We start from the raw sequence: 21,938 nt of genomic DNA, 5'->3' as shown, positions 1-21,938 counted from the left end.
TCATTGTTACAGGAAAACATCAATATACTTAGAAAAAAGAGTTTATACATTATATACCTCTATTATTCTTATTTATTATATATAGTAGTAGTAGTAGTATAGATTTGTTAATATGTGAAGAATTTTTAATGGGTCTGTATTTTAAAGGTTTATGTTATATAAAATGTTATTGGTTTATTAGTAAGTAGCAATATTATGTTAATAGGTATAAATTGTTGATAACATATTACTTATATCAACATTGTTTTTACATTAATTTTTAAGCTCCGATCGTGATATTAACATTTAATCCAAACAAAATGCGTGTTGTTTTTCCTAATGTTAGGCTTTTGTTATATTCATATCTATAAAAAGTTCCACCTGTTACCCAACGGGTAAATGAATAGTCTATCCTTGGTTCTACCGACCAATATGTCGTCTCAGATGTTTTTTGCTTTGGCTGTCTAAAACCATCATTCGTGCGTGTGTTTGATTGAGAAAAGCTTTGGGTTTTTCTAAATGTAAATTGTGAAGACATTCGCACTTCATTATCAAGTTGTTTTTTCTTTAAAAACCAAATAGGAATACGAAAACCACCGCGTTTTGAATAAGAAATATTAGATAAGATATTCATTGTATTATCGTTTGTTTTTGTGTTGCCCCGATTTATTTTTTCTGTGTTTGATTTTGAAAAAGAAATGGTTTGAGTCACATTACCTTTCCATGAAATATCAAAAGTTATCTGCGGAAATGTTATTGATTTTTCCATAAATGACGTTTGCATTCGGCGCCCGCCGATATTTTGTATAGTCCTATTGGAGTCAACGGAACCGTCGTTATTATAAAAGATAATTCCATCCACACGCGACCTGATTTCATTAAGAGTTATATTTTCGTTTGATAAATAGCCTATGCTAAAGTTTATATTACGTGTTGCTCCGGCCAATAAATTAAATATAGGCCACCGACCAACATTGGATGCGCGTAATGTCATTTCATAAAAAGGAAAAGGAACAAATTTAAGATATGGGAACAATGAAGAACGTCTGATACTAATTTCTTGCGTGTTAATTGTAGAAATGCTTCGAGTTTCCGAACGATCATACTTAATGTCGAGTGTAAATGGCCCAAAATTAAAACCATACATGAAACCATAGTTAATAGATTTCGAGTTTGTAGTTAAACTCTTTACTTGTTGTTTAAGAACAGAATCCACAGGTGTTCTATATTGGTTAATAGGTTCTAAATCCCATGTAAAAATATGATCTAACATACCGCTATTATCGGTACTCATATATCCGAACCATTTTGCCGCAGGGTCTAATTGATTTTCTAAAGCACCAAGGTTAACAGAATTTTTAAAATCTATATTAAAACGGGTGTCATTTATCATCAAAAGTATTTTCTCAAACGTTGATCCGGCACGAAGAGATGCGGTTTTAAAAAATGAAGAACCTTTAGTGATTACATTACCGGAGTCCTTGTCAGATGATTTAGCCGAATTATCACTTCCTGGATTTTTGAAACGATCACGTCTATTTTTTCGCGAATCCTCTGCAGCGGATAATGGTTGTCTTGTATCGATATTTTTGAACGGCTCTTTAACGCTTCCGATAAAAGATTTCAAACTGAAGCTGGAAGAAATCTGGACAGATCTTTGTATCGTTGCGCTTTTGTTGAGTTGTGAGTTAGCTGCTCTATTACGACTGCTGCCGGTAGCGGCGTTATAATTGATAGTATGAGTGAGCCATGTAAAACTTTGAGGACTATAAGATATCACAAATGTATTGGTTGAGGAAAAATCTCTATTAAAAATAAGAGAATCATTTATACCACGAATCGTATCCAACGGCGAATCAAAGCGAAAATCACTAAAACCGTCAAAAGGGTTCAGCCCGCGCCCGACTCCTTTAAGTATTTGACCATAGGAAAGACCCTGTAAATCCATATTATATTTAACATTCATTGAGGATGTCAATGATTGCCAAGGGCTTACACTCAGTCCATATCCTCGCGATCCGGTTAATGTGGTATTAACAGGTTTTTTTATTGGGTTATTGTATGCGTCTCTTATTGTTTCTGAACGATAAGTTGAGCTAATCTGGAAATCGGTGTTTGCTGAAGTAATGAATTTATAATTTAAATCCGTCTCGCTTATATTTTTAAAAACAACACCAATAAACGGTGTTTTGGTTAAGGGGAGCCAACTGAGAGGTTTATATGATTTTCTTGCGAAAGAAATATTGTATGCAGTATTACTCGACCAGTTTCTAGAAATGCTCTGTGGTGACGTCGGAGTATTCGTTTCGGTTTCACTCCAGTTGAAGTTAGAGGTTACGTTGTTGATTGTCCATCGCAAGAGCCAAAAGTCATTTTCGTTTTTAGCTTTAGAAAAATTTAAAGAAAAACCTCGTGAAAATGATTCCGACTTTATCATGTTTTTAAAATTTAAAGCTATTTGTAAAAGACTGTCGTTTAATAAACTGTCACGAAATAAGCTAGAATCCAACGAGGCCGACAATCTCCAAGCTTTAAGACTATCTCTGATTTCTTCGTTTCGCAATCGTAATGTTCTGATTTTTTCATTGTTGGCTTCTTTAGCATCGGTAACCAAAATATCGTTATTAGGTAGAAACTTAGGATCAGATGTGCTGTGATTTGCATTAAAGCTCAAAGGGAGAGAAATACCCCACCTTTCAATATGAAATTTATGAAGATTTAGGTTCCCACTGATACTCCAAGATTTTTGGTTTCCGCCAGATGGGTTAAAACGTTGTTCCACGGTTCGAAAATCAGCAGAACGATACTCCGTACTTCCACTGAGAGTCAGCATATCTCCCACATTTAATGATAAGCGTGCCATGACGGCTTCTCCGGATTTATCATCGGCATCTGTTACACGAAGTTCATTAAACCATATTTCACCGGTATAGGCATTTAGCAAAGAAGTGTTATGTACGCCAATATAAATAAACTGAACATTGTCTAATGAAGGGTTACCTTTGATTCGAATAATTTTGTTGTTTCCGATGTTATACTCTGAGAGAGTGTCATTACCAGTTCTTTGAAATTTTAAGGAAGTAAGGTTTTCTCTTATATCAATATCGAGTGAGTTTTTATCTTCTGACCATCCGGCAAATATAGGCTGCTCAATTTCATAATAACTATTGTATCGATCTGCAAAGCGGATAAAATATTTTAGCGGACTATCACTACTTTCACTTGAAATCGGTAAAGGTATTGAACCGCCCCTATCCCCGTGAACAAACATTTTAATTCGTCCATAGTTTCGAAAATCTCTTTGAGAGTTGGATTTGCTAATTATAGCTTTTGAGTTAACGGGTAATTCGTTAAGACGAAGAAGCAGTGATTGTTCTTTTACCTCTCTTTGAGCATTATTCCCATTTTGATCAATTGGTTTTTCTCTTTTTACCCCGCTAGGTCTTGTATAACCACCACCTTCATCAGTACTAATAGAGGAAATTTCTACTATTTTACTGTTTTCGCTATTTGACGGAATTTTTCCATTGGGATTGAGTAATACTCCGTTGGGCACCTCTATGGGTAATTTCCATTCGCTATTGATAAATTGTATTTCTGATAATTGTACGCTTATTATTTCAGATTCCGGATCTTCAGAAGAAATCCAAATTCTTGCTGAAGTTATTTTTGGAAGCACAAGGTCGATTGAATTTGAATTGATAATTGTGTCCGGTCGTAAAATCGGTAACCGATAGAGCATCCAACCATCTTCTCCGCGCCCAACTATTATATCTTTATCCAAACTATGTGTATCTGTTGTTACACTGTACCGAGCATAAACGTTTTGTATGTCAATAACACCGTTGTTATTGATATCTTCAGTATCACCTATTCTTAAACCACCATCTGTAATAGGAAAAGTATTATTTTCGTAGCCATTTACTTTGATATTTCTTATGTCCCGATTGGCTTCGGCGTTTTGGATATCTTTGTTTCCAAAACGTGCTTGTTCATTATTCCAATTATCACCAAATGGATCATCAGGATCCAAAGCGATTGTTCCCCAAGGGAAAATTATTTGTAAACTGTCAATAATTGCTTTTTGCGACAAACTCAGGTTTCCATAGTGAGACTTGGTAATACCTAGTTTTGATAAAAGACTGTCTTCGCCGGCATCACTTAGATCATCAAGCCCTATATCTTGATTTTTTTCAATTACAGGCTGCAAAGCTGATTTGACTTCTCGATTAGGAGCTCCCCCGTTTCCGTTTTGATCCTCAGAAATTTCACCAATCTCGATATTTATTTTAGCGTGTTTACCCTCTGGAGTATTATTTTTTATCCAAAATTCGATAAAACGACTCAATCCAAGTTCTCCCGCCGAAGACAAAGAAAAACCACGCATTACTCCACCCCATACGCCGTCCGTTGGGGCCTCATCACTTATTTTATTTTGTAAGGTTAGAGTTAATACGGTCGCTCTATCTGTATTGTTGGTTTTAATATTAGATATTTTGCTTCTTGAAATTTCATTTTGATACCAGATTAATTTTCGACGCTTGGAAGCGTTTTTCTCAATAGGTTTGCTGGCAAGAGTCCAGGATTTTCTATTTGAACCCATAGGATAGGTTCTTTTTATTGCTTCAAAATCATCTATATACGCAACTCCATTTTCATCATTTTCCATCAACCCATTACTCGTATTTGGAGTAGGAAGTAGTTTTGCGTATTCAGCCGCAAAATTGATTTTAGAATTCTGATTGGAGGAAACAAAAGGAATATAGTTAATGAATTTTGTTAGATAATTAGCTTCTAATTCGATATTTGTATTTATATCCCATACAAAATTATTAAACGGCTCTTCATTGATTTGAACACGTTTGTTTACTGTAGATTGACTATGAAAAAGCGCCGTTGTTCCAATAAATGAATTGGAGCCTAATCCGTAATTAGACAAATTATATTCTGCACGTGTACCAAAAATAGATTTTTTATCAACTTGAAATAGTTGTGCTTGTTCGTATTCGATCTTAATGTTAGCAGTCGGAAGAGTGGCGCGTGGATCAATTAGAATCAAATCACCGGAAGTATAGTCAATAGTGTATCCAATATTTTTTTCCAAAACATCACCATCTAGCCGTACAACTTCACTACCTTCTAAAACATTAATACCTAAATTGGTTTTTGCAGAGTTGCTTTTTTTACTTTCTATTTCTATCGAATAACGATCGTTAAATTGTTTAAATTTATCAGACGACCTTGCTTCATTGTATATAATAGGTATTCGTACTTCACCGAGATTGGGATCGTTATTTGAAGCCGGAAAAACCTCGTCTCGAAAACCGGGAAGCGGTGTTGAGGGAGGATCAAAAGGTCTTAAACGTGGGAAAATAATCCAACCATTGTTGTAGTCTAAACCATATCCAGCCAAATCCGAAGAAGCTATATCAATTATTTGATCTGGATCATTTGATTTACCACTTTGGTTGGTTTCATCTACGTGAAGTATATCAAGTAATCCCCGATCTTTACCGCTAATATTTGGAAAACTTGTTATGTCATTATTTGATGAGGGTTTAAATTTTATTTTTACACTTTCTCCTTCTTCGGCACTCAGACCGGTTATGCCGTCAAAAGCGTAAATATTTTTTAATTCTAAATCCCAAGTTGAATCTGTAGGAAGAGGGGTAGGTTTCCATAATAGTTTTAATTTCAAAGTGTCAGAAGAAACATCTCCGAATACCTGTTGTGGTGTTTCATAATAAACTGCTAATGCCTCACCGTCAATGAGTTTGGTACTGAGAGTTATTATTCCTAGCTGGAAATTACAAGAAAACTGTTCTTTAGGAACTTCTAAAAAAATCATAGTGGCCGCATTTGCAGAATCCAAAGCAGTTATTTGAGAAACCGTCATGTTGTGCAGATTTGGATTTGTCAAAGTGGAATTGTTATAAGTTACAACCCCTATCCTTTTTTCAGGGTTTCTATCATTGCCCTCGCTTTTGCGGAAAAGTCTTATATTTACAATTTCGTTCGCAGGATCATAAGTGTGCTTACGGCCGTTTTGAGGATCATATATTTCATAACGATTAAAATATCGTCTGTCTAAAAAGAAAAACTTTCCTCTTTCGTAATCTTTAGCGGCTATTTTCTTTATTGATGCCGAATTATTGCCTGAACCCGGATTGATTTCAATTACTTTCTTTTCTCCGTTTTGTATACTTGCGATAGATGTAAGTGTAAGATCGCCAAACTTAAAGATTGATTTTACACCAAAGAGTCCCTTGTTCTGGCCACCCTGTGTTACGTATTGTGTTCCTGGTAAGCTTAGATCAATATTGCCAGCTTCTAATTTTTGTAAAATTTCATCATCAAAACCCGTATAAGTGATTTTTATATTATTCTCAAAACTAAACTCACGCTCACTATCTTGATCAAATAAAATCTCAACTTTTTTTCCTATTGTACCGCGTAAGTTGAATTTTTGTTGTTGTTCAAATTTTGGTATGAATTGAGAACTTTTTCCGGTAGATGTACTTTGGTTAGAAGATTTTTCGCTGGCTCCGGAAACATTCAGATTAATATTGCCTGTCGCGTCTACAGTGACTTCATCACCACCAAATATTTTTTGAAAGGTTTCGTTGGTTGTAACGCTGGCACTAAAGAGTCTTACGGCCCCGGATTGACGTTCTTCTTTTGAAGCAATACCAGTAACCACAGTTTTAGTAAAAACACTTCTAATCTGATAAACAAACGAATTTGATATATAAGATTCCTGTTTTATTACGGTTGTTTCTTTGAGCCGTTGTTTCTTTGTTGTTTGGCCAAATTCATCAGCAAAAACATAATTGCCCGATGAATCCAATTTTGCCGTTACTTTATAACCCGGTAATAGTTTTTGTGTTTGTGAAAAATCTAAGGAACCACCACGTATTAAAAAGTAATTTTGATTGGGGTCTACAGAAATCGTGTTATAATATTGAAAGGGGTATAAAGAAAATAACGATCGCGTTGACCTAGAGTCTTTATTTTTTTTTGCCTCATTTTCGATTGCTTGATTTATCACCAGATCAAGTTGACCGGTTATTGAAAGATTGGCATCAATTTCTGACATCAAACCCATTAATTCGTCTTCAAAAGCTTTTATAACATTGGGATCATTCCAAACAGAGTCTTGTTTGCCATCGTAAGAAGTAAGAGTTCTATTGATTTTTTTATCAACTTCTTTTTCTTGGATGAAAAACAGAATTGAATCCGCCGATTGGAGTGAAGGGGAAATACTATCCAAATCCTGAGAAAAAGATTTAATCGGATTGAATAAGTAAAATAGAAATGAAACTACGAGAAGTTTTTTTAAATTAATATGGAGAAACAATCCACCCACCTGCAGATCATATTGATGAATCAACAATCGCACAATCAAAGCCTTATTCGGAAAGTTCGTCTTAAGTTGAAATCAATTCGTAGTAAAAAAGGCCTCTCGGATGATCTCCCTCGGTTGGATTATAATTTAATAACTTAAAAAAAAATGAACTACCTATCAAGAAAAAATTTTATGTCAACTAAAGCGCTTTCTTGATCACTAGGAATAAAAGGGATGTTTTGAAAGCGATGAATCGTCATTGAGTATTTATCAGGCCAATTTGATTTTTTAACCGATTCGACTTCTATATCTACCTGCCTTCCCTTTAAAAAAAGCATCCTACCCTCGTTTTTTAAAAACGGACTCGTCAAAGGAATAAGTTCATCTAAAGCTGAAACTGCACGTGCGGTTACGAATTCATACTGAGATGAAAAAGATTTTGTTTTCGCAATTTTTTCAGCCCGTTCATTTATTACCAATAAATTTTTAAGTCCGACAAACTTTGCGGCTTCTTGAAGAAAATCACATTTTTTTTTAATTGATTCGACCAGAGTGAATTGTGTTTCAGAAAAAATAATATTTAAAATAATTGCAGGAAAACCTCCGCCACTGCCGATATCTATTACTTTCTGTTCTTTTTTAAATTTAACAAAAAAAGCAATTAATGCAGAATTAAGAAAATGACGAGAAATGATACCCTCTTCTTGACGGCCGATGAGATTAATTTTTTTATTCCAATCCAGAAGAAAATCATAAAAAGAAAAAAATTGATTTTTCTGAACGCTGTTTAAGCTAAGTATATTATTTTCAAATATTTGAAAAAAAACATCCCAATTTATTTGTTTGTTTTGCATATATTAATTTAGTGTACCATTAAATGAATCTTGGATATTCTTTCCTAATGAGCCTCTTTCTAAAAAAACTAATAATAGCGATATATCACTTGGAGAAACACCGGAAATCCGGCTCGCTTGCCCTACGTTGCCAGGTTTAACTTTTTTTAATTTTTCACGTGCTTCTTTCGAAAGTGATGTTATTTTATCGTAATCAAAATTGGATGGTATTTTTTTGTTCTCCATTCGCAAAAATCTATCAACCTGCTCCTGTTGTCTTTTTAAATAACCATCATACTTTATTGATGTATCAACTTCCCTTAATGTGTCTCGATATTTTAATAAATTCACAATATTTGGTTCGAAAATTCCTTCTTCACAATCTAATAAATCAGTTAAAGTTACTTCCGGTCTTTTTAATATTTTAACTAAAGGTTCCGGTTCTTCTAAGATTGCGGACCCCTTTTTTATTAAAAAAGGGTTGATTTTTTTTGGTTGCAAATTTGTTTTTTCTATCCAAGTTTCTATTTGATTTATTGCATCTTTTTTTCTGATAAACTTTTCCATTTGGTGTTCATCGATAAGGCCAAATGCGTTTCCTTTTTCCATAAGGCGCATATCAGCATTATCCTGCCTTAAGAGTAAACGATACTCTGCTAGCGAAGTAAAAATACGGTACGGTTCAAGTGTGCTTTTGTTAACAAGATCATCAATAAGTACGCCGATATATGCTTCGTTTCGACGTAAAATAAAAGGATCTTTTTGTTTTACTTTTAAAGCTGCATTTATTCCGGCCATCATTCCTTGAGCAGCTGCTTCCTCATATCCAGATGTACCATTGATCTGACCCGCAAAAAAGAGGCCTTCTACATATTTTGTCTCCATATTTAAATTAATTTGATACGGAGGAAAAAAATCATATTCAACCGCGTAACCAGGTCTTAAAACATGTGCGTTTTCTAAGCCAGTAACAGATCTTATTGCGCTGATTTGAATTTCTTCAGGAAGACTTGTAGAAAATCCATTTACATAGTATTCTATGGAATCATAACCTTCCGGTTCTAAAAATATTTGATGCCTTTCTTTATCTGAAAAGCGATTGATTTTATCTTCTATAGATGGGCAATACCTTGGTCCCAATCCTTTTATTCTACCTGTGAACATTGGCGATTGATCAAAACCTGATTTCAAAATATCATGAGTTTTTTCGTTGGTATAAGTAAGATGGCAAGGAATCTGAGTATTGGTTATGCTATCGGTTCGATATGAAAACGGTTCTGGTGGATTATCACCATATTGTGGTTCGCAAACTGAAAAGTTAATACTATCTTTGTGAATTCTTGGAGGAGTTCCTGTTTTTAAACGAGAACTTTCAAATCCCAAACTAATTAAAGACTCAGTTATACCAAGTGATGGTTTTTCTCCTATTCTTCCTGCGCTAACATTTTTTAGTCCTATGTGAATTATGCCATTTAAGAAGGTACCACAAGTAAGTATTACAGTTTTACCTTTAATAAGCTCATTAGTATCAGTAACTACACCTTTTATTTGATTGGACTCAACTACAACACCGACAATATTTGCATCGCGAATGGATACATTTTTTCTCAAACCTAGAAGCTCTTGGGTTTTTAATGGATAAGCGGCTCGATCAACTTGAGCTCTAGGTGACCACACGGCGGGGCCGCGAGATTTATTAAGCATTCTGAACTGAATTCCTACCTGATCAGTTATAAACCCCATTTCACCGCCAAGTGAATCAATTTCTTTTACTAAATGACCTTTTGCCGTGCCACCAATTGCCGGGTTACAAGATAAAGTTCCTATTTTTATTTTTTCCATGCTAAGAAGGAGTGTAATACATCCAAGTCTAGATGCCGCAAAAGCCGCTTCATAACCCGCATGCCCTCCACCTACTATTACCACATCAAAAACATCCATTTGCTTTTTATTGTTTCACGTGAAACAGTTTTATGGTTAAAACTTATGAAACGTCGGTTTTTTTACTTTTTGTTTCACGTGAAACATGCTCCGGTTTATTATAAATATGTTTTATTTAAATCAATGTTCTGTTTTTTAGGAGCACGAATTATTTCACTTTCCAATGCAAAAATTTGAAAAAATGTTGTTTAAAACATCGTCCCCAGTAACTTCACCAATTATCTCTCCAAGGTGTCGAATAGCGTTTTTAATATCTAGAGAAATGAACTCATAAGACATCTTATTATGAAGGCTAATTTTTGCGTTATTTAATGATACTAAGCTGTTTTCTAAAGAGTTTTTGTGGCGCAACCTAGTTATCATTGGTGATTCAATAGAGAAATTGTTAAGAAATAAATCACCAATACTTCTTTTTAGTTTATCAATCCCTATATCATTTTTTGCCGAAATCTCTATAAAATCGTTTTTAGTTCTTTGTGGGTTATAGTTTTCTTTGTCGCATTTATTGGCTATAAATAAGGCTTTTACGTGCTTTTGTTTCGATATTAGATCTTCAACCATTTTTAAAATATTAATATCTTCTTCGTTTAAATCTTCCGATCCATCGAAAATGGCTAATATCAAGTCGCTGTTTTTCGCTATCTCCATTGATGATTGGATACCTTGATTTTCTATTACGTCTTTTGATTGACGTATACCAGCCGTATCAACAAATATAAAAGGCATTCCCTGTATATCTAAGCTTTCTTCAATAAAATCTCTCGTAGTTCCCGGTATGTCGCTTACTATAGCCCTATTTCGCTTTAGCATTGCGTTCAAAAGGCTTGACTTCCCAACATTCGGCTTTCCTATGATTGATATTTTTGCACCTTCCCTTATAAGGTGACCTGTATTGTAGGTGGATAAGAGTTTTTCTATTTGTAGTTGTACATTGGTTATTTGAGCATCAATGGATTCTTTGGTAATACTGATCAGGTTTTCTTCTCCGAAATCAAGATCTAACTCGAGAAGTGAACAAAGCTTAATAAGTTGGCTTTTTAATTCATCGATCTCATGAGATAGGTTTCCCATGAATTGTGCCATGGATGAACGTCTAGCGCTTTCTGTTTTGGCGTGAATAAGATCGGCCACAGCCTCGACTTGGGATAAATCCATTTTTCCATTAAGAAAGGCAATTTTAGTAAACTCTCCAGGTTCAGCATGACGGGCACCATACTTGATACAGACATCTAAAATCCTTTTAGCGTTTAATATTCCACCGTGACCGTATATTTCTATCGTATCAAGACCTGTATACGTTTGTTTACCGCGCATAATCCCGATCAAGACATGATCAATTTTTTCTTTTGTTAAGGGTTCAATAATATAACCGTTATGAAGAGTGTGGCTAATATGCTGGCTTGGTTTTGAATGACCTAAAAAAATTTGATCGGCTAAATTAAGGGCTTCTTTACCGCAAACGCGTATCATACAAACCCCTCCTGTTCCAATAGGGGTACTTATAGCGGCAATCGTTTCGTCAAAATTCATTTTTGGAAATAATAAAATAAAAAGTCACTCTTCAAACCTATAGTTATCCGAGTGACTTTAAAATTAGATTCTTTTATTTTACTTCAACAAATTTTTGCATCATAACTTGTTGTGCCATCGTCAATACGTTGAATACTGTCCAGTATAAAACTAACCCGGAAGCAAATCCGTTAAACAAGAAAAAGAACATAATCGGCATACCGTATAGAAGGAATTTTTGATTAAAACGTTGAGCCGGATCGGAGTCGTCTCCCATCGGTGTCATCGGAGCTATTTTTTGTTGTAAAAATGTAAGTAAAGTCATGATGATAGGAAGAGGATTTACATGAAAATCGCCTATAAAAGGCAGGCCTGTATGTAAAATAGCTATCGTATCCGGCCTTGATAAATCGGTTATCCATCCAAAAAAAGGAGCCAAACGCAACTCTATGCTTTGGTTAAAAACTTGATAAATAGGAAACAATAAAGGCATTTGTATTAACATGGGTAGGCAACCTGAAAGAGGATTGTAGCCGGCTTCTTTATAAAGCTTCATCATCTCTTGTTGCATTTTGGAAGGATTGTCTTTGTATTTCTTTTGAATCTCTTTTTGTCGTGGCATAACAACTTTCATTTTTTGCATGCCTACGAAAGTCTTATAAGTCAAAGGATAAAGAACTATTCTGACTAAAAGAGTAAAAACTATGATAACCCATCCATAATTTGGGATTATATCATAAAGAAAGTTGAATGTATAAAAAATAGCTTTCGTAAGTGGTCTAAATACGGCCCAACCCCATTCCATCGTGACAACTACATTATCATCATATTCTTTTAAAATATGATAATCCATCGGACCAATATAAAATTTATAACGATCAACAACGTTGGGTTCAAACTTCATTTGAATATTCATGAAATTTGATTTTTTTGTAAGCAAACCGTTTTCGTGAATTGTTGTGCTAGTTAGCTTGCAGCCAATCCCATCTTTTTCTTGTGGAATAATATATACTGCAAAGTATTTTGTTCGAGAAGCAACCCATTTCGTAACTCCGGACCAGGAAGTTTCTTTTGAGGGGTCGGTTCCAATATCAAACTCTTCTTTTTCATCACCCATATAAGCATAAGATATGGTATGACTCAGATCACCGTTGAGATCAAGTTCTGTGCTCTTGAGCGCTGACAACCATTGTATCTGGTATTCACCATTAGTTATATCATCGCCAAAATTTTTAAACTGAACTTCTATATCAACATCATATCTATTATTATAAAAAGTTAGATTTTGAATGATCTGTCTTTCGGAGTCAAAATGATAAACAAACGTTAAAGATTTTTTTTGTGTGGTTTTTAAGTCAATAACTGAATCCGTATTAGTTATGGAGTATGGTATATTCCACGTATTAAAATTTTTTCCCTGAAAAACAAAATTCAGATTTAAGTTTTTTGAGGACTCAATAAAATCTACAGGTTGTCCATCATGAGTTTTGTAAGGAAGTATTTTCCAGCTTTTAATGGATCCGCCACCGAAATTTGATATTTCAGCTGAATATATTTCTGAATTAATTCGAATAATTTTTTCAGATTGTTTTATTGTATCATTTGTCAAGCTAACCGTTTTAGGTTGAACGCTTTCTCTTGAAATGTTAGTCTTAGATTGTAGAACAGTATCATGATGAGTTGGAGTTGAGGAACTATCAACAGCTGATGTGGTTTTAACAGAGGGATCTACAGGTGGTGCGACAACCTGCATGTAAAAAGGATACAATATTATGATAAGAGCAATCATAAAAAGCCCGAAAATCGTACGTCTATCCATTGAGTTTGTCTCCAGAAAATATCAGCAGCAATTATTATTAGTGTTTTGATTTTGTGGCACGGGATCATATCCACCTTCATGAAATGGGTGGCATTTAGATATGCGTCGGATCGTCAACCAAAGCCCTTTGAACAAACCGTGAGATTTTAGTGATTCGATGCTATATTGAGAACATGAAGGATAAAAACGACAAGAGGACGGAAAATAAACAGAAAGCGTATGTTGATAAATACGGATGAGGCTGACAAAAAAATAAAGTACAGAACGTCGGAGCATTGTCATACCATAGAATAAATAAGGCTTCTCTCGTGTTTTGAAAGAAGCCTTATAAAATCTTAATTTCAAAAAAAATTATTCGTCGCTTACTGAAAGTTTTTTACGACCTTTGGCTCGGCGAGATGCCAAAACATTTTTTCCGCCTTTTGTTTTCATACGCGAGCGAAATCCGTGTTTATTTTTACGTTTACGCTTGCTGGGTTGATAGGTACGTTTCACGTGATCCTCGCAAATTATTTATTTGTTAAACAATATTTTCGCATTTCCAATAACCGCAATGTATAAGTATATCACATTTAAGTAGCAATCTAATACACGTATACATACAAATGGGTGGGGAATATATAACATAAGGTGTGGAAAGTCAAGCTTAAAAGTAGCGTTTTTAACAAATAAACTGTTTTCATGTTTAATCCACGCTAATATTTGAATCTATTAGTTTTATAAAATTCTGTTGTTGATGGCATATCTGTCAAGAAAAAAAAGTTAAAAAAAGTTTTAGAAATAAACACCAAAATAACAAAAAGATAACTATTCACATATACTATGCTTTGACAAAGCACTTGACAAAGACCTTGTCTTTGATAAATTGTAGTCGTGTTTCATCGTATTTGTTTTGTGTTGATAATTTGTTTATATGTTGTTGTTGTTTTAGGTTATTTACTAATTACCCCCTCGTTTTTCTTACTTTTTTTATTCAAACTACTGTAAATAATTAACTTGATTGTTTTTTTCTTTGATCTTAATTTGTTTTGTTAACCTGTGTTGTTTTTTTTGTTTTGTGTTTATATTGTTAATAACTTGTTTTTAAGTCATGGTTGAGCCTACTACAACAGAATCGGGTAATATGTCAGCGATCGTCGGACTTGATGCCAAATCAGTATGGAATCGCTGTTGTGATTTAATCAAATCACAAATACCCGGTCCTTCCTTTAGAACGTGGATTAATCCAATAGAACCTCATATTATAGAAAATGAGAAGTTTGTTGCATTTATACCTAATCAATTTTTTGTCGAATGGTTAGAAAGCCGTTATAACGATTTGATTTTGAATACATTACGCGAAGTTTGTGGTCGTTCAATCGGCGTAACATACATCGTAAAAGAAATTACAGAGCCGATCCAAACAGTTTCTACACCATCCACACCACTCGTTCTTCAAGCTTCTGTAAATAAACCAAAAGAAACAACTCAAGTCGTTTATGACAGCTTCATAAACATACGATATACTTTTGATAACTATATCGAAGGAAATGGAAACAAATTTGCAAAAGCAGCCGCTTTAGCTGTTTCTGAAAAACCAGGTAAAACGTCATTTAATCCACTCGTTATTTATGGTGGTGCCGGTCTGGGAAAAACGCATCTTATACAAGCCATAGGTAATCAGGTAAAAAGAAACTTTCCTGAAAAAAAAATATGTTATGTGACGAGTGAGACTTTTACGAATGATTTTGTTGCAGCGATTCGAAAAAATGATGTTTTAGAGTTTAGTCGTTTATACCGTAGCTTTGATCTGCTCATGGTGGATGATATACAATTCTTCGCCGATAAAGGAAAAATCCAGGAAGAATTTTTTCATACATTTAATACGCTTCACCAACTTGGTAAACAAATTATTCTAACATCGGATCGTCCGCCCAAAGAATTGAAACAAGTTGAAGAACGTTTGATTTCTCGATTTCAAATGGGACTGGTAACGGATATTCAGCCGCCGGATCTTGAAACTCGTATTGCTATTCTCCAAAAACGCAGCGAAGAAGACGGCGTATATTTACCTCCGGATGTATGCGAGTTTGTCGCAATGAATATTACATCAAATATCCGCGAGCTCGAAGGTTCTTTGATCAGATTACTTGCTTATGCCTCGATAACCAATACGGAGCTTAATCTTGATGTTGCTAAGGCTGTGCTTAAAGATACTATAGCCAGCAAAAGAAAAAATTTATCCATCGAAACCATTCAGAAGATCGTATCGGATTATTATTCGATTCCCGTAGATCAAATGCTTACGAAGGGAAGAAAAAAGGAAATAGCTGAAGTTCGCCAAATATGTATGTATTTGGTAAAAGAAATCTTGGGAAGTTCTTTAAAAACTATAGGAATCCATTTTGGAGGGAGGGATCACAGCACCGTGATATACGCTTGCAAAATGGTAGAAGAATGGATGAAATCAAACACAAAAATAAAAGAAGACGTTGAGATCATAAAAAGAAAAATTGAACTGGCGGCGTTTTAATAAAACTCCTCCTTTCACCTTCACATAGACGATCAGGGGCTTGGGATCCTTCACTCAAGCCCCTATTTTTTATACCTTTTCAATCAATAACGCTAACCCTAAGCCTCCGCTAATACATAAGGTCGCAATTCCCAATTTTGCTTTACGATCATGAAGCGAATGAACTAGTGTTGTTGTAATACGAGCTCCCGTACAACCCGTCGGGTGCCCCAAAGCAATGGCCCCTCCATGTACATTCACTTTATCTTTTTCAAAATGTAATTCACGATCACAAGCAATCGCTTGAGCAGCAAAAGCTTCGTTGAGTTCAATTAGGTCTATATCTTGAAGCCGTAAGTTTGTTTTTTTTAGAAGTTTTTGTACAGCGGGTACCGGCGCAATACCCATTTCAGAAGGATTAACGCCTGCTGATGCATAACCGATAATACGAGCAAGGGGTTTCAGATTATTATTTTGTACAAATTCTTTTCCAGCTATTATCAAGGCTGATGCGCCATCCGTAACTCCGGATGAAGAGCCGGCGGTGATCGTACCATCTTTTTTAAAAACCGGTTTTAATTTTTTGAAATCTTCAATAGTGGCGCCAATCCGTGGATGCTCATCTGTCGTTATGATCTGATCACCTTTTTTGGTAGCCACTTTTACAGGAATGATTTCATTATTAAATTTACCGGTTTTGATAGCACTCTCTGCTTTCAATTGGGATTGTAATGCAAAAACATCCTGTTCATCGCGAGTAATATTATATTTTAGAGCCAGGTCTTCGACTGTAGCGCCCATGAGTTTGTCAGCCATCGGACAAAAATATCCATCCGTATGATTAGCATCCAAAATTTCACTATTACCCATACGATATCCCCAACGTGCTTGGGTAAGTAAATATGGAATATTACTCATGCTCTCTACACCTCCGGCAAGTACGACATCGTTGTCACCGAGAACTATGGAGGTATAGGCGTTGATAACGGATTTGAGCCCTGAGCCACAAGCTTTATTAATCGTATATGCAGTCTTTTGTGATGGAATACCAACACCGACAGCAATTTGTCTTGAGATGTTGGGTCCGATACCGGCTTGTCGCGCGCATCCAAATATAGCTTCATCTACAGAGTCTTGAGTTAATCCTGCTTTCTTTATTGATTCTGCTGCGGCGATTATTCCAAGTTCTTTTGCTTTGATAGAAGAAAACACACCGCCGTATTTTCCAATAGGAGTTCGGACAGCACTAAGAATAAAAACTTCTTTCACAAAATTGTCCTTTGTTTTGTATATTCTTTTTTTCAAATTTAAAATGTTCCAAACGATACTCAACACAATTCTTGCCTAAATACGTCTGCCTAAAACACTAACCGATCAAAACTATGAAAACACACACTACGGTTTTTACTTCTGCGGATGAATTGGCAGAAAAAACGGCTGAAAAAATAATATCCATAGGTCATCAAGCCATATCCATGCATGGACATTTTTCATGGTCTTTAGCTGGTGGCAAAACACCCAAAATGGTTTATGAAGTTTTGGCAAAAAAACACAAGGAATCTATAGATTGGAAAAAAGTACATCTCTTTTGGGGTGACGAGCGCGATGTTATTTCTACACATCCCGATAGCAACTTTGGAATGGCAAAAAATGCATTGATGGACCCAATAGGGTTTCCTGATGCCAATATTCATCGTATTGGTACAGAAGAAGACTGCATGTTAGCCGCACAGCAAGCTGAAGATGACATTAAAGATTTTTTTGGGCTGTCGGATGGAGGTTTTCCAAAATTTGATCTGATACTTCTTGGCCTTGGAGAAGACGGTCATACCGCGTCGCTTTTTCCAGGAACGGATGGAATTACCGAAACAAAGTTTCTTGTAATGGATAATTTTGTAAAAAAATTAGGGCGACATAGAGTAACTTTTACATTTCCTACCATCAATCATGCTTCGAATGTTTTGTTTCTTGTTTCGGGTAAATCAAAATCATCTATTATTAAACAAGTACTTCAAGGGACTACAGAAGATATACTGCCGGCTCAAATGGTAAGACCCGCCGGTGAACTCTATTGGTATCTTGATAAAGAAGCCGCATCCGAATTGCAATGATATCCGATTATATATCGCATTCAGAAAAAGAAACTTTTGATTATGCTGAAGATTTTGCCGAAAAAATAAAACCCGGCGATATTATAGCACTTTTCGGTTACCTTGGCAGCGGGAAAACGATATTTGCGAAAGGTCTATGTAAAGGTTTAGGTGTTCAGGAGCCCGTGCATAGCCCGACATTTGTAATAGTAAACGAATACGAAGGGTATAAAAACGGAAAAACTCTTATCATAAGACACTGTGATTTTTATCGCATAAATACAGAAAAAGATATAGCCGAATTGGGCATAGAGGAAATGATGGATCAAGAAGATTATGTAGTAATTGCTGAATGGTCTGAACGTGTTGAAAAAAAACTACCTCAATCATCGTGGCGAGTCTATTTTGAAAAGAGAAATGAACAAGAAAGGCAAATTAGTATTCGACGCGAATTATGAAATTATTAGTATTAGATGCATCAACATCAATATGCGGCGTTGCGCTAGTAGAAGGTAACGAATCAGAGATTAAACTTATCTCAAGTATTCATCTCAATATCAATAACGCACATTCAGAGCGGATGATGTTACTTGTAGAATACGTAATGCAACAAAGTTCGATTAGTTCAAAAGATATTCAAGCCATTGCCGTCACAATAGGTCCGGGATCATTTACAGGCTTAAGGATCGGTTTATCTGTAGCAAAAGGATTAGCTTTTTCTTTTAAAGTACCGTTGGTAACCGTACCTACACTTGAAGCCATCGCGCTGCCGTGGATAGATCATTATCGGCGTATATGGGTTGCTCTGACTTCGAGAAAAAAAGAATATTATATCGCATTTTTTGAAGACCATAATGTTTTGATAAAGGGACAAGTATGGAAGTTTGATGAGCTCGAAAATAATTTGCTCCAAGGGGATTTACTTCTAACTGATGATCCAATATCATTTGGTGAATTATCAGGTATTCATACTTCTAATTCTCAAGACGGTTTACCTAATGTGTTTTCCGTCGGTAAAATCGGCTTAACTAAAGCTATAGCGGGTATATATGCTGATTTGGATAATGTGGTTCCGGATTATTTTCAAGGATTTCGCGGAGCTTCATGAACTTTAATGAGTTGATAATTCCCGGAAATTTAATATTGCGCAAGATGACAAACGATGACCTTGATACGGTCATGCGAATTGAAGGCGCATCATTTGACAGCCCGTGGACGCGAAGTAATTTTGCAGATGAATTAAAAAATACCGATATTGCATTGCCGTTGGTTTTGGAACAAAACAAATTGATAATCGGTTTCATTGTTCTTTGGATAATATTGGATGAGTGCCATCTGGCTAATATCGCTGTTACACCGGATTATAGAGGCCGCGGGTTGGGTAAACTTATGATGCAAAACATCATCTCTATCGCGCGTCAAAACAAATGTGTGAAGGTTATGTTAGAGGTCAGGAAGTCCAATACGACGGCGATCGCATTGTATCAAAAATTTCTATTTGAAAAAGTAGGTGTTAGAAAAAACTATTATCATGATGGTTTTATGAATACAGAAGACGCCTTATTGATGGATCTTAATCTTATTTAGAAATATTGAGGAGACTATGAACTGGTTTCAAAGAAAAAAAGACGGTGTTAATGAAAGCACAGAAAAGCGTGAGTTGCCGAATGTGTGGAGAAAATGCGATAAGTGCGGCGAAGTTCAGTATAAAAAAGACGTGGAAAAAAATTATTTTATGTGCGTAAAATGCGGTTATCATTTTCGCGTATTTGCACGCACGTATATTGAAATTATGTTAGACGAAAACTCCTTTGTCGAAACAGAATCTAATATGATTTCAGTTGATCCATTTCAGTTCGTCGATACCAAAAAGTACAGCGATCGCATCCAGGCGATGATTAAGAAAACGAAGATAAAAGACGCCATAAGAACGGGTTATGGTACCATCGAAGGTCGTCCTGTAATGGTGGCAATCATGGATTTTGGTTTTATCGGCGGGAGCATGGGGTCTGTTGTTGGTGAGAAGATATCGAGAGCCATTGATCAAGCATACAAAAACAAGCTCCCGATGATTATCGTTTCAGCTTCCGGCGGAGCACGTATGATGGAAGGAGCTCTTTCGCTTATGCAAATGGCGAAAACATCAGCGAAGCTTGCCTTACTCCATGAAAAAGGTATTCCATATATTTCATTGCTTACAGATCCTACGACCGGCGGAGTCACGGCTAGTTTTGCAATGCTGGGTGATGTTATCATAGCTGAACCTGGAGCTTTGATTGGTTTTGCCGGTCCTCGTGTGGTCAAAGAAGCAACTGGAAAAGATCTTCCGGATGGATTTCAAACAGCCGAGTTTTTAGTTGAGCACGGATTTGTAGATTTGATAGTACCAAGAAATGAACTTAAAAAAACGCTCTCGAGGTTGTTTAAATTTTTTGAGCCGAATACGGACACCCAATTCAAACCAACCAAAAGCTGATACAAATAATAATTTTGAATAAAATGAAACACATACTTCTGACTAATGATGACGGAATAGATGCTAATGGTATTTTTGCGTTATATAAAGAATTAAAAAAATTAGGGGATGTAACTGTCGTCGCACCTCAGATAGAACGTAGCGCTGTCGGCCATGCCATCACGATACACGATCCTATTCGTGTGCTTGACTATCACCGGCCAGAAAAATTCAAAGGATACGCAATTTCCGGAACTCCTGCCGACTGTGTGAAAATCGGTGTAAAAAACTTAGTTCATAAAAAACCAGATTTGATAGTTTCAGGTATTAATCACGGATCAAATACCGCAACTAATGTGCTATATTCCGGTACTGTTTCCGCCGCTACGGAAGGTATTATCATGGGCATACCTTCTATTGCTTCATCTATGATTGCTTTCGATCATAAAACGGATCTTACATTTGCCGCAGAAATTACGGCAAAAATAGCGCGTATGGTTTTGGATAAAGGGTTGCCTTCGGATACACTACTAAATATAAATATTCCTCCCGGTCCTCGTACGTCCATAAGAGGGATCGCGGTGACGCGGCAGGGTCGCGGGCGATATGAAGAAGAGTTTGAGCAAAGAACAGACTTAAGCGGTCGTGCGTACTATTGGTTGACCGGAAAAAAAATGATATTGGATCATGAAGATGATGTTGACGATGTAGTTGTCTTAAAAAACAAAGTTTCCGTGACCCCAATCCAAATAGACCTTACGGCACATAAGTTTTTGGATGAATTAAAAACGTGGAATATTGAAATTTAAAATCGCTTTGAGAAACAAACTTTTAAAAGTTTACATCGTATAAACGGTTACTTTTCGGTAACCGTTTTTAATTACACCATAAAAGGAGATCCGCATGAAAAAAACACTTCGTTATCTTGCGTTTAGTCTAATACTATCGGGTTTGGTATTTTCTCAAGATAATAAAAAACCGAGTCCTCCGGCCAAATCAGAGCAAAAAGTAGGTTCAGAAAAAATATCAATTAATTATAGCCAACCTTCTGTGAAAGGCAGGAAAATATGGGGAGAGCTTGTTCCGTTTGGTTTGACAAAAAATCGTGACGGCAAGATGATACCCTGGCGTGCCGGAGCGAATGAGAATACGACTTTCACTGTAAGCAAAGACGTTAAAATCGAAGGCCAAACTCTGAAAGCCGGAACGTATGGTTTGCATATGATACCAGGGGAATCAGAGTTCGTTGTTATTTTTAACAAAAACTCAACAGCTTGGGGAAGTTATTCCTATGATCAAAATGAAGATGCTTTACGGGTAACGGTTAAAAAAGAAACTGCAAAATTTCAAGAAGTTCTAACGTATGGTTTTGAGAGTGTAACCGATAAATCATGTACGGTTTATTTGCATTGGGAATTGGTAAAGATACCGTTTAAAATAGAATTTTGATTTATACATTTAAGATCGACTCTTTCG

16 protein-coding genes are annotated in these 21,938 nt (G+C 35.8%); 8 read left to right on the top strand and 8 right to left on the bottom strand.

From position 1 onward, the window contains the following. Positions 1-259 precede the first annotated feature (259 nt). From sprA to rpmH, 7 genes are all read right to left on the bottom strand, one after another. Entirely contained in the window at positions 260-7,378 is a 7,119-nt protein-coding gene (gene sprA, locus HUU58_03930) for a cell surface protein SprA (protein ID NUN44808.1), read from the bottom strand. A gap of 116 nt (positions 7,379-7,494) precedes the next feature. Continuing rightward, positions 7,495-8,178 (bottom strand): 16S rRNA (guanine(527)-N(7))-methyltransferase RsmG, encoded by a 684-nt coding sequence (rsmG, locus tag HUU58_03925; protein NUN44807.1) that lies wholly within the window; start codon positions 8,176-8,178, stop codon positions 7,495-7,497. Positions 8,179-8,181: 3 nt separating this feature from the next. Further along, positions 8,182-10,098 carry a tRNA uridine-5-carboxymethylaminomethyl(34) synthesis enzyme MnmG gene (gene mnmG / locus HUU58_03920; protein ID NUN44806.1) on the bottom strand — a complete coding sequence of 639 codons (1,917 nt, stop codon included), beginning with the start codon at positions 10,096-10,098 and terminating at the stop codon, positions 8,182-8,184. A gap of 153 nt (positions 10,099-10,251) precedes the next feature. Next, complete coding sequence (mnmE, locus tag HUU58_03915) at positions 10,252-11,628, bottom strand: tRNA uridine-5-carboxymethylaminomethyl(34) synthesis GTPase MnmE (protein ID NUN44805.1); 1,377 nt, start codon at positions 11,626-11,628, stop codon at positions 10,252-10,254. Positions 11,629-11,701: 73 nt separating this feature from the next. Further along, a complete protein-coding gene (yidC, locus tag HUU58_03910; GenBank protein ID NUN44804.1) occupies positions 11,702-13,426 on the bottom strand; it encodes a membrane protein insertase YidC in 1,725 nt (574 codons plus the stop codon). Positions 13,427-13,447: 21 nt separating this feature from the next. Further along, on the bottom strand, positions 13,448-13,708 hold the full coding sequence (yidD, locus tag HUU58_03905) for a membrane protein insertion efficiency factor YidD (GenBank protein NUN44803.1): 261 nt from the start codon (positions 13,706-13,708) through the stop codon (positions 13,448-13,450). Positions 13,709-13,777: 69 nt separating this feature from the next. Then, positions 13,778-13,921: a 50S ribosomal protein L34 gene (gene rpmH, locus HUU58_03900; protein NUN44802.1), complete on the bottom strand. Its 144-nt coding sequence runs from the start codon at positions 13,919-13,921 to the stop codon at positions 13,778-13,780. 628 nt (positions 13,922-14,549) lie between these two features. Here rpmH and dnaA point away from each other — a divergent pair. Continuing rightward, positions 14,550-15,938, top strand: coding sequence for a chromosomal replication initiator protein DnaA (gene dnaA / locus HUU58_03895; protein NUN44801.1), 1,389 nt, complete (start codon positions 14,550-14,552; stop codon positions 15,936-15,938). A gap of 69 nt (positions 15,939-16,007) precedes the next feature. Here the strand turns inward: dnaA and HUU58_03890 are convergent, their stop codons facing one another. Continuing rightward, a complete protein-coding gene (locus HUU58_03890) occupies positions 16,008-17,186 on the bottom strand; it encodes a thiolase family protein (protein ID NUN44800.1) in 1,179 nt (392 codons plus the stop codon). A 113-nt stretch (positions 17,187-17,299) separates the two neighbouring features. Between HUU58_03890 and pgl the strand changes: the two genes are divergently transcribed. From pgl to HUU58_03855, 7 genes are all read left to right on the top strand, one after another. Continuing rightward, on the top strand, positions 17,300-18,028 hold the full coding sequence (gene pgl, locus HUU58_03885) for a 6-phosphogluconolactonase (GenBank protein NUN44799.1): 729 nt from the start codon (positions 17,300-17,302) through the stop codon (positions 18,026-18,028). Next, the gene (gene tsaE / locus HUU58_03880) at positions 18,025-18,465 is read left to right on the top strand and encodes a tRNA (adenosine(37)-N6)-threonylcarbamoyltransferase complex ATPase subunit type 1 TsaE (GenBank protein ID NUN44798.1); all 441 of its coding nucleotides are present in this window, start codon (positions 18,025-18,027) and stop codon (positions 18,463-18,465) included. Before pgl ends, tsaE begins: the two co-directional genes overlap by 4 nt. Then, positions 18,462-19,115 (top strand): tRNA (adenosine(37)-N6)-threonylcarbamoyltransferase complex dimerization subunit type 1 TsaB, encoded by a 654-nt coding sequence (gene tsaB, locus HUU58_03875; protein NUN44797.1) that lies wholly within the window; start codon positions 18,462-18,464, stop codon positions 19,113-19,115. The genes tsaE and tsaB overlap by 4 nt, the downstream gene beginning before the upstream one ends. A 35-nt stretch (positions 19,116-19,150) precedes the next feature. Beyond that, entirely contained in the window at positions 19,151-19,594 is a 444-nt protein-coding gene (gene rimI / locus HUU58_03870; GenBank protein NUN44796.1) for a ribosomal protein S18-alanine N-acetyltransferase, read from the top strand. A gap of 16 nt (positions 19,595-19,610) precedes the next feature. Continuing rightward, on the top strand, positions 19,611-20,483 hold the full coding sequence (locus tag HUU58_03865; GenBank protein ID NUN44795.1) for an acetyl-CoA carboxylase carboxyltransferase subunit beta: 873 nt from the start codon (positions 19,611-19,613) through the stop codon (positions 20,481-20,483). A gap of 23 nt (positions 20,484-20,506) precedes the next feature. After that, entirely contained in the window at positions 20,507-21,271 is a 765-nt protein-coding gene (gene surE, locus HUU58_03860; GenBank protein NUN44794.1) for a 5'/3'-nucleotidase SurE, read from the top strand. A gap of 94 nt (positions 21,272-21,365) precedes the next feature. Next, entirely contained in the window at positions 21,366-21,911 is a 546-nt protein-coding gene (locus tag HUU58_03855) for a DUF2911 domain-containing protein (protein ID NUN44793.1), read from the top strand. Positions 21,912-21,938: the final 27 nt, after the last annotated feature.

This window comes from bacterium (assembly GCA_013360215.1).
Taxonomy (GTDB): domain Bacteria; phylum CLD3; class CLD3; order SB21; family SB21; genus JABWCP01.
This window is presented reverse-complemented; position numbering and strand designations above follow the sequence as displayed.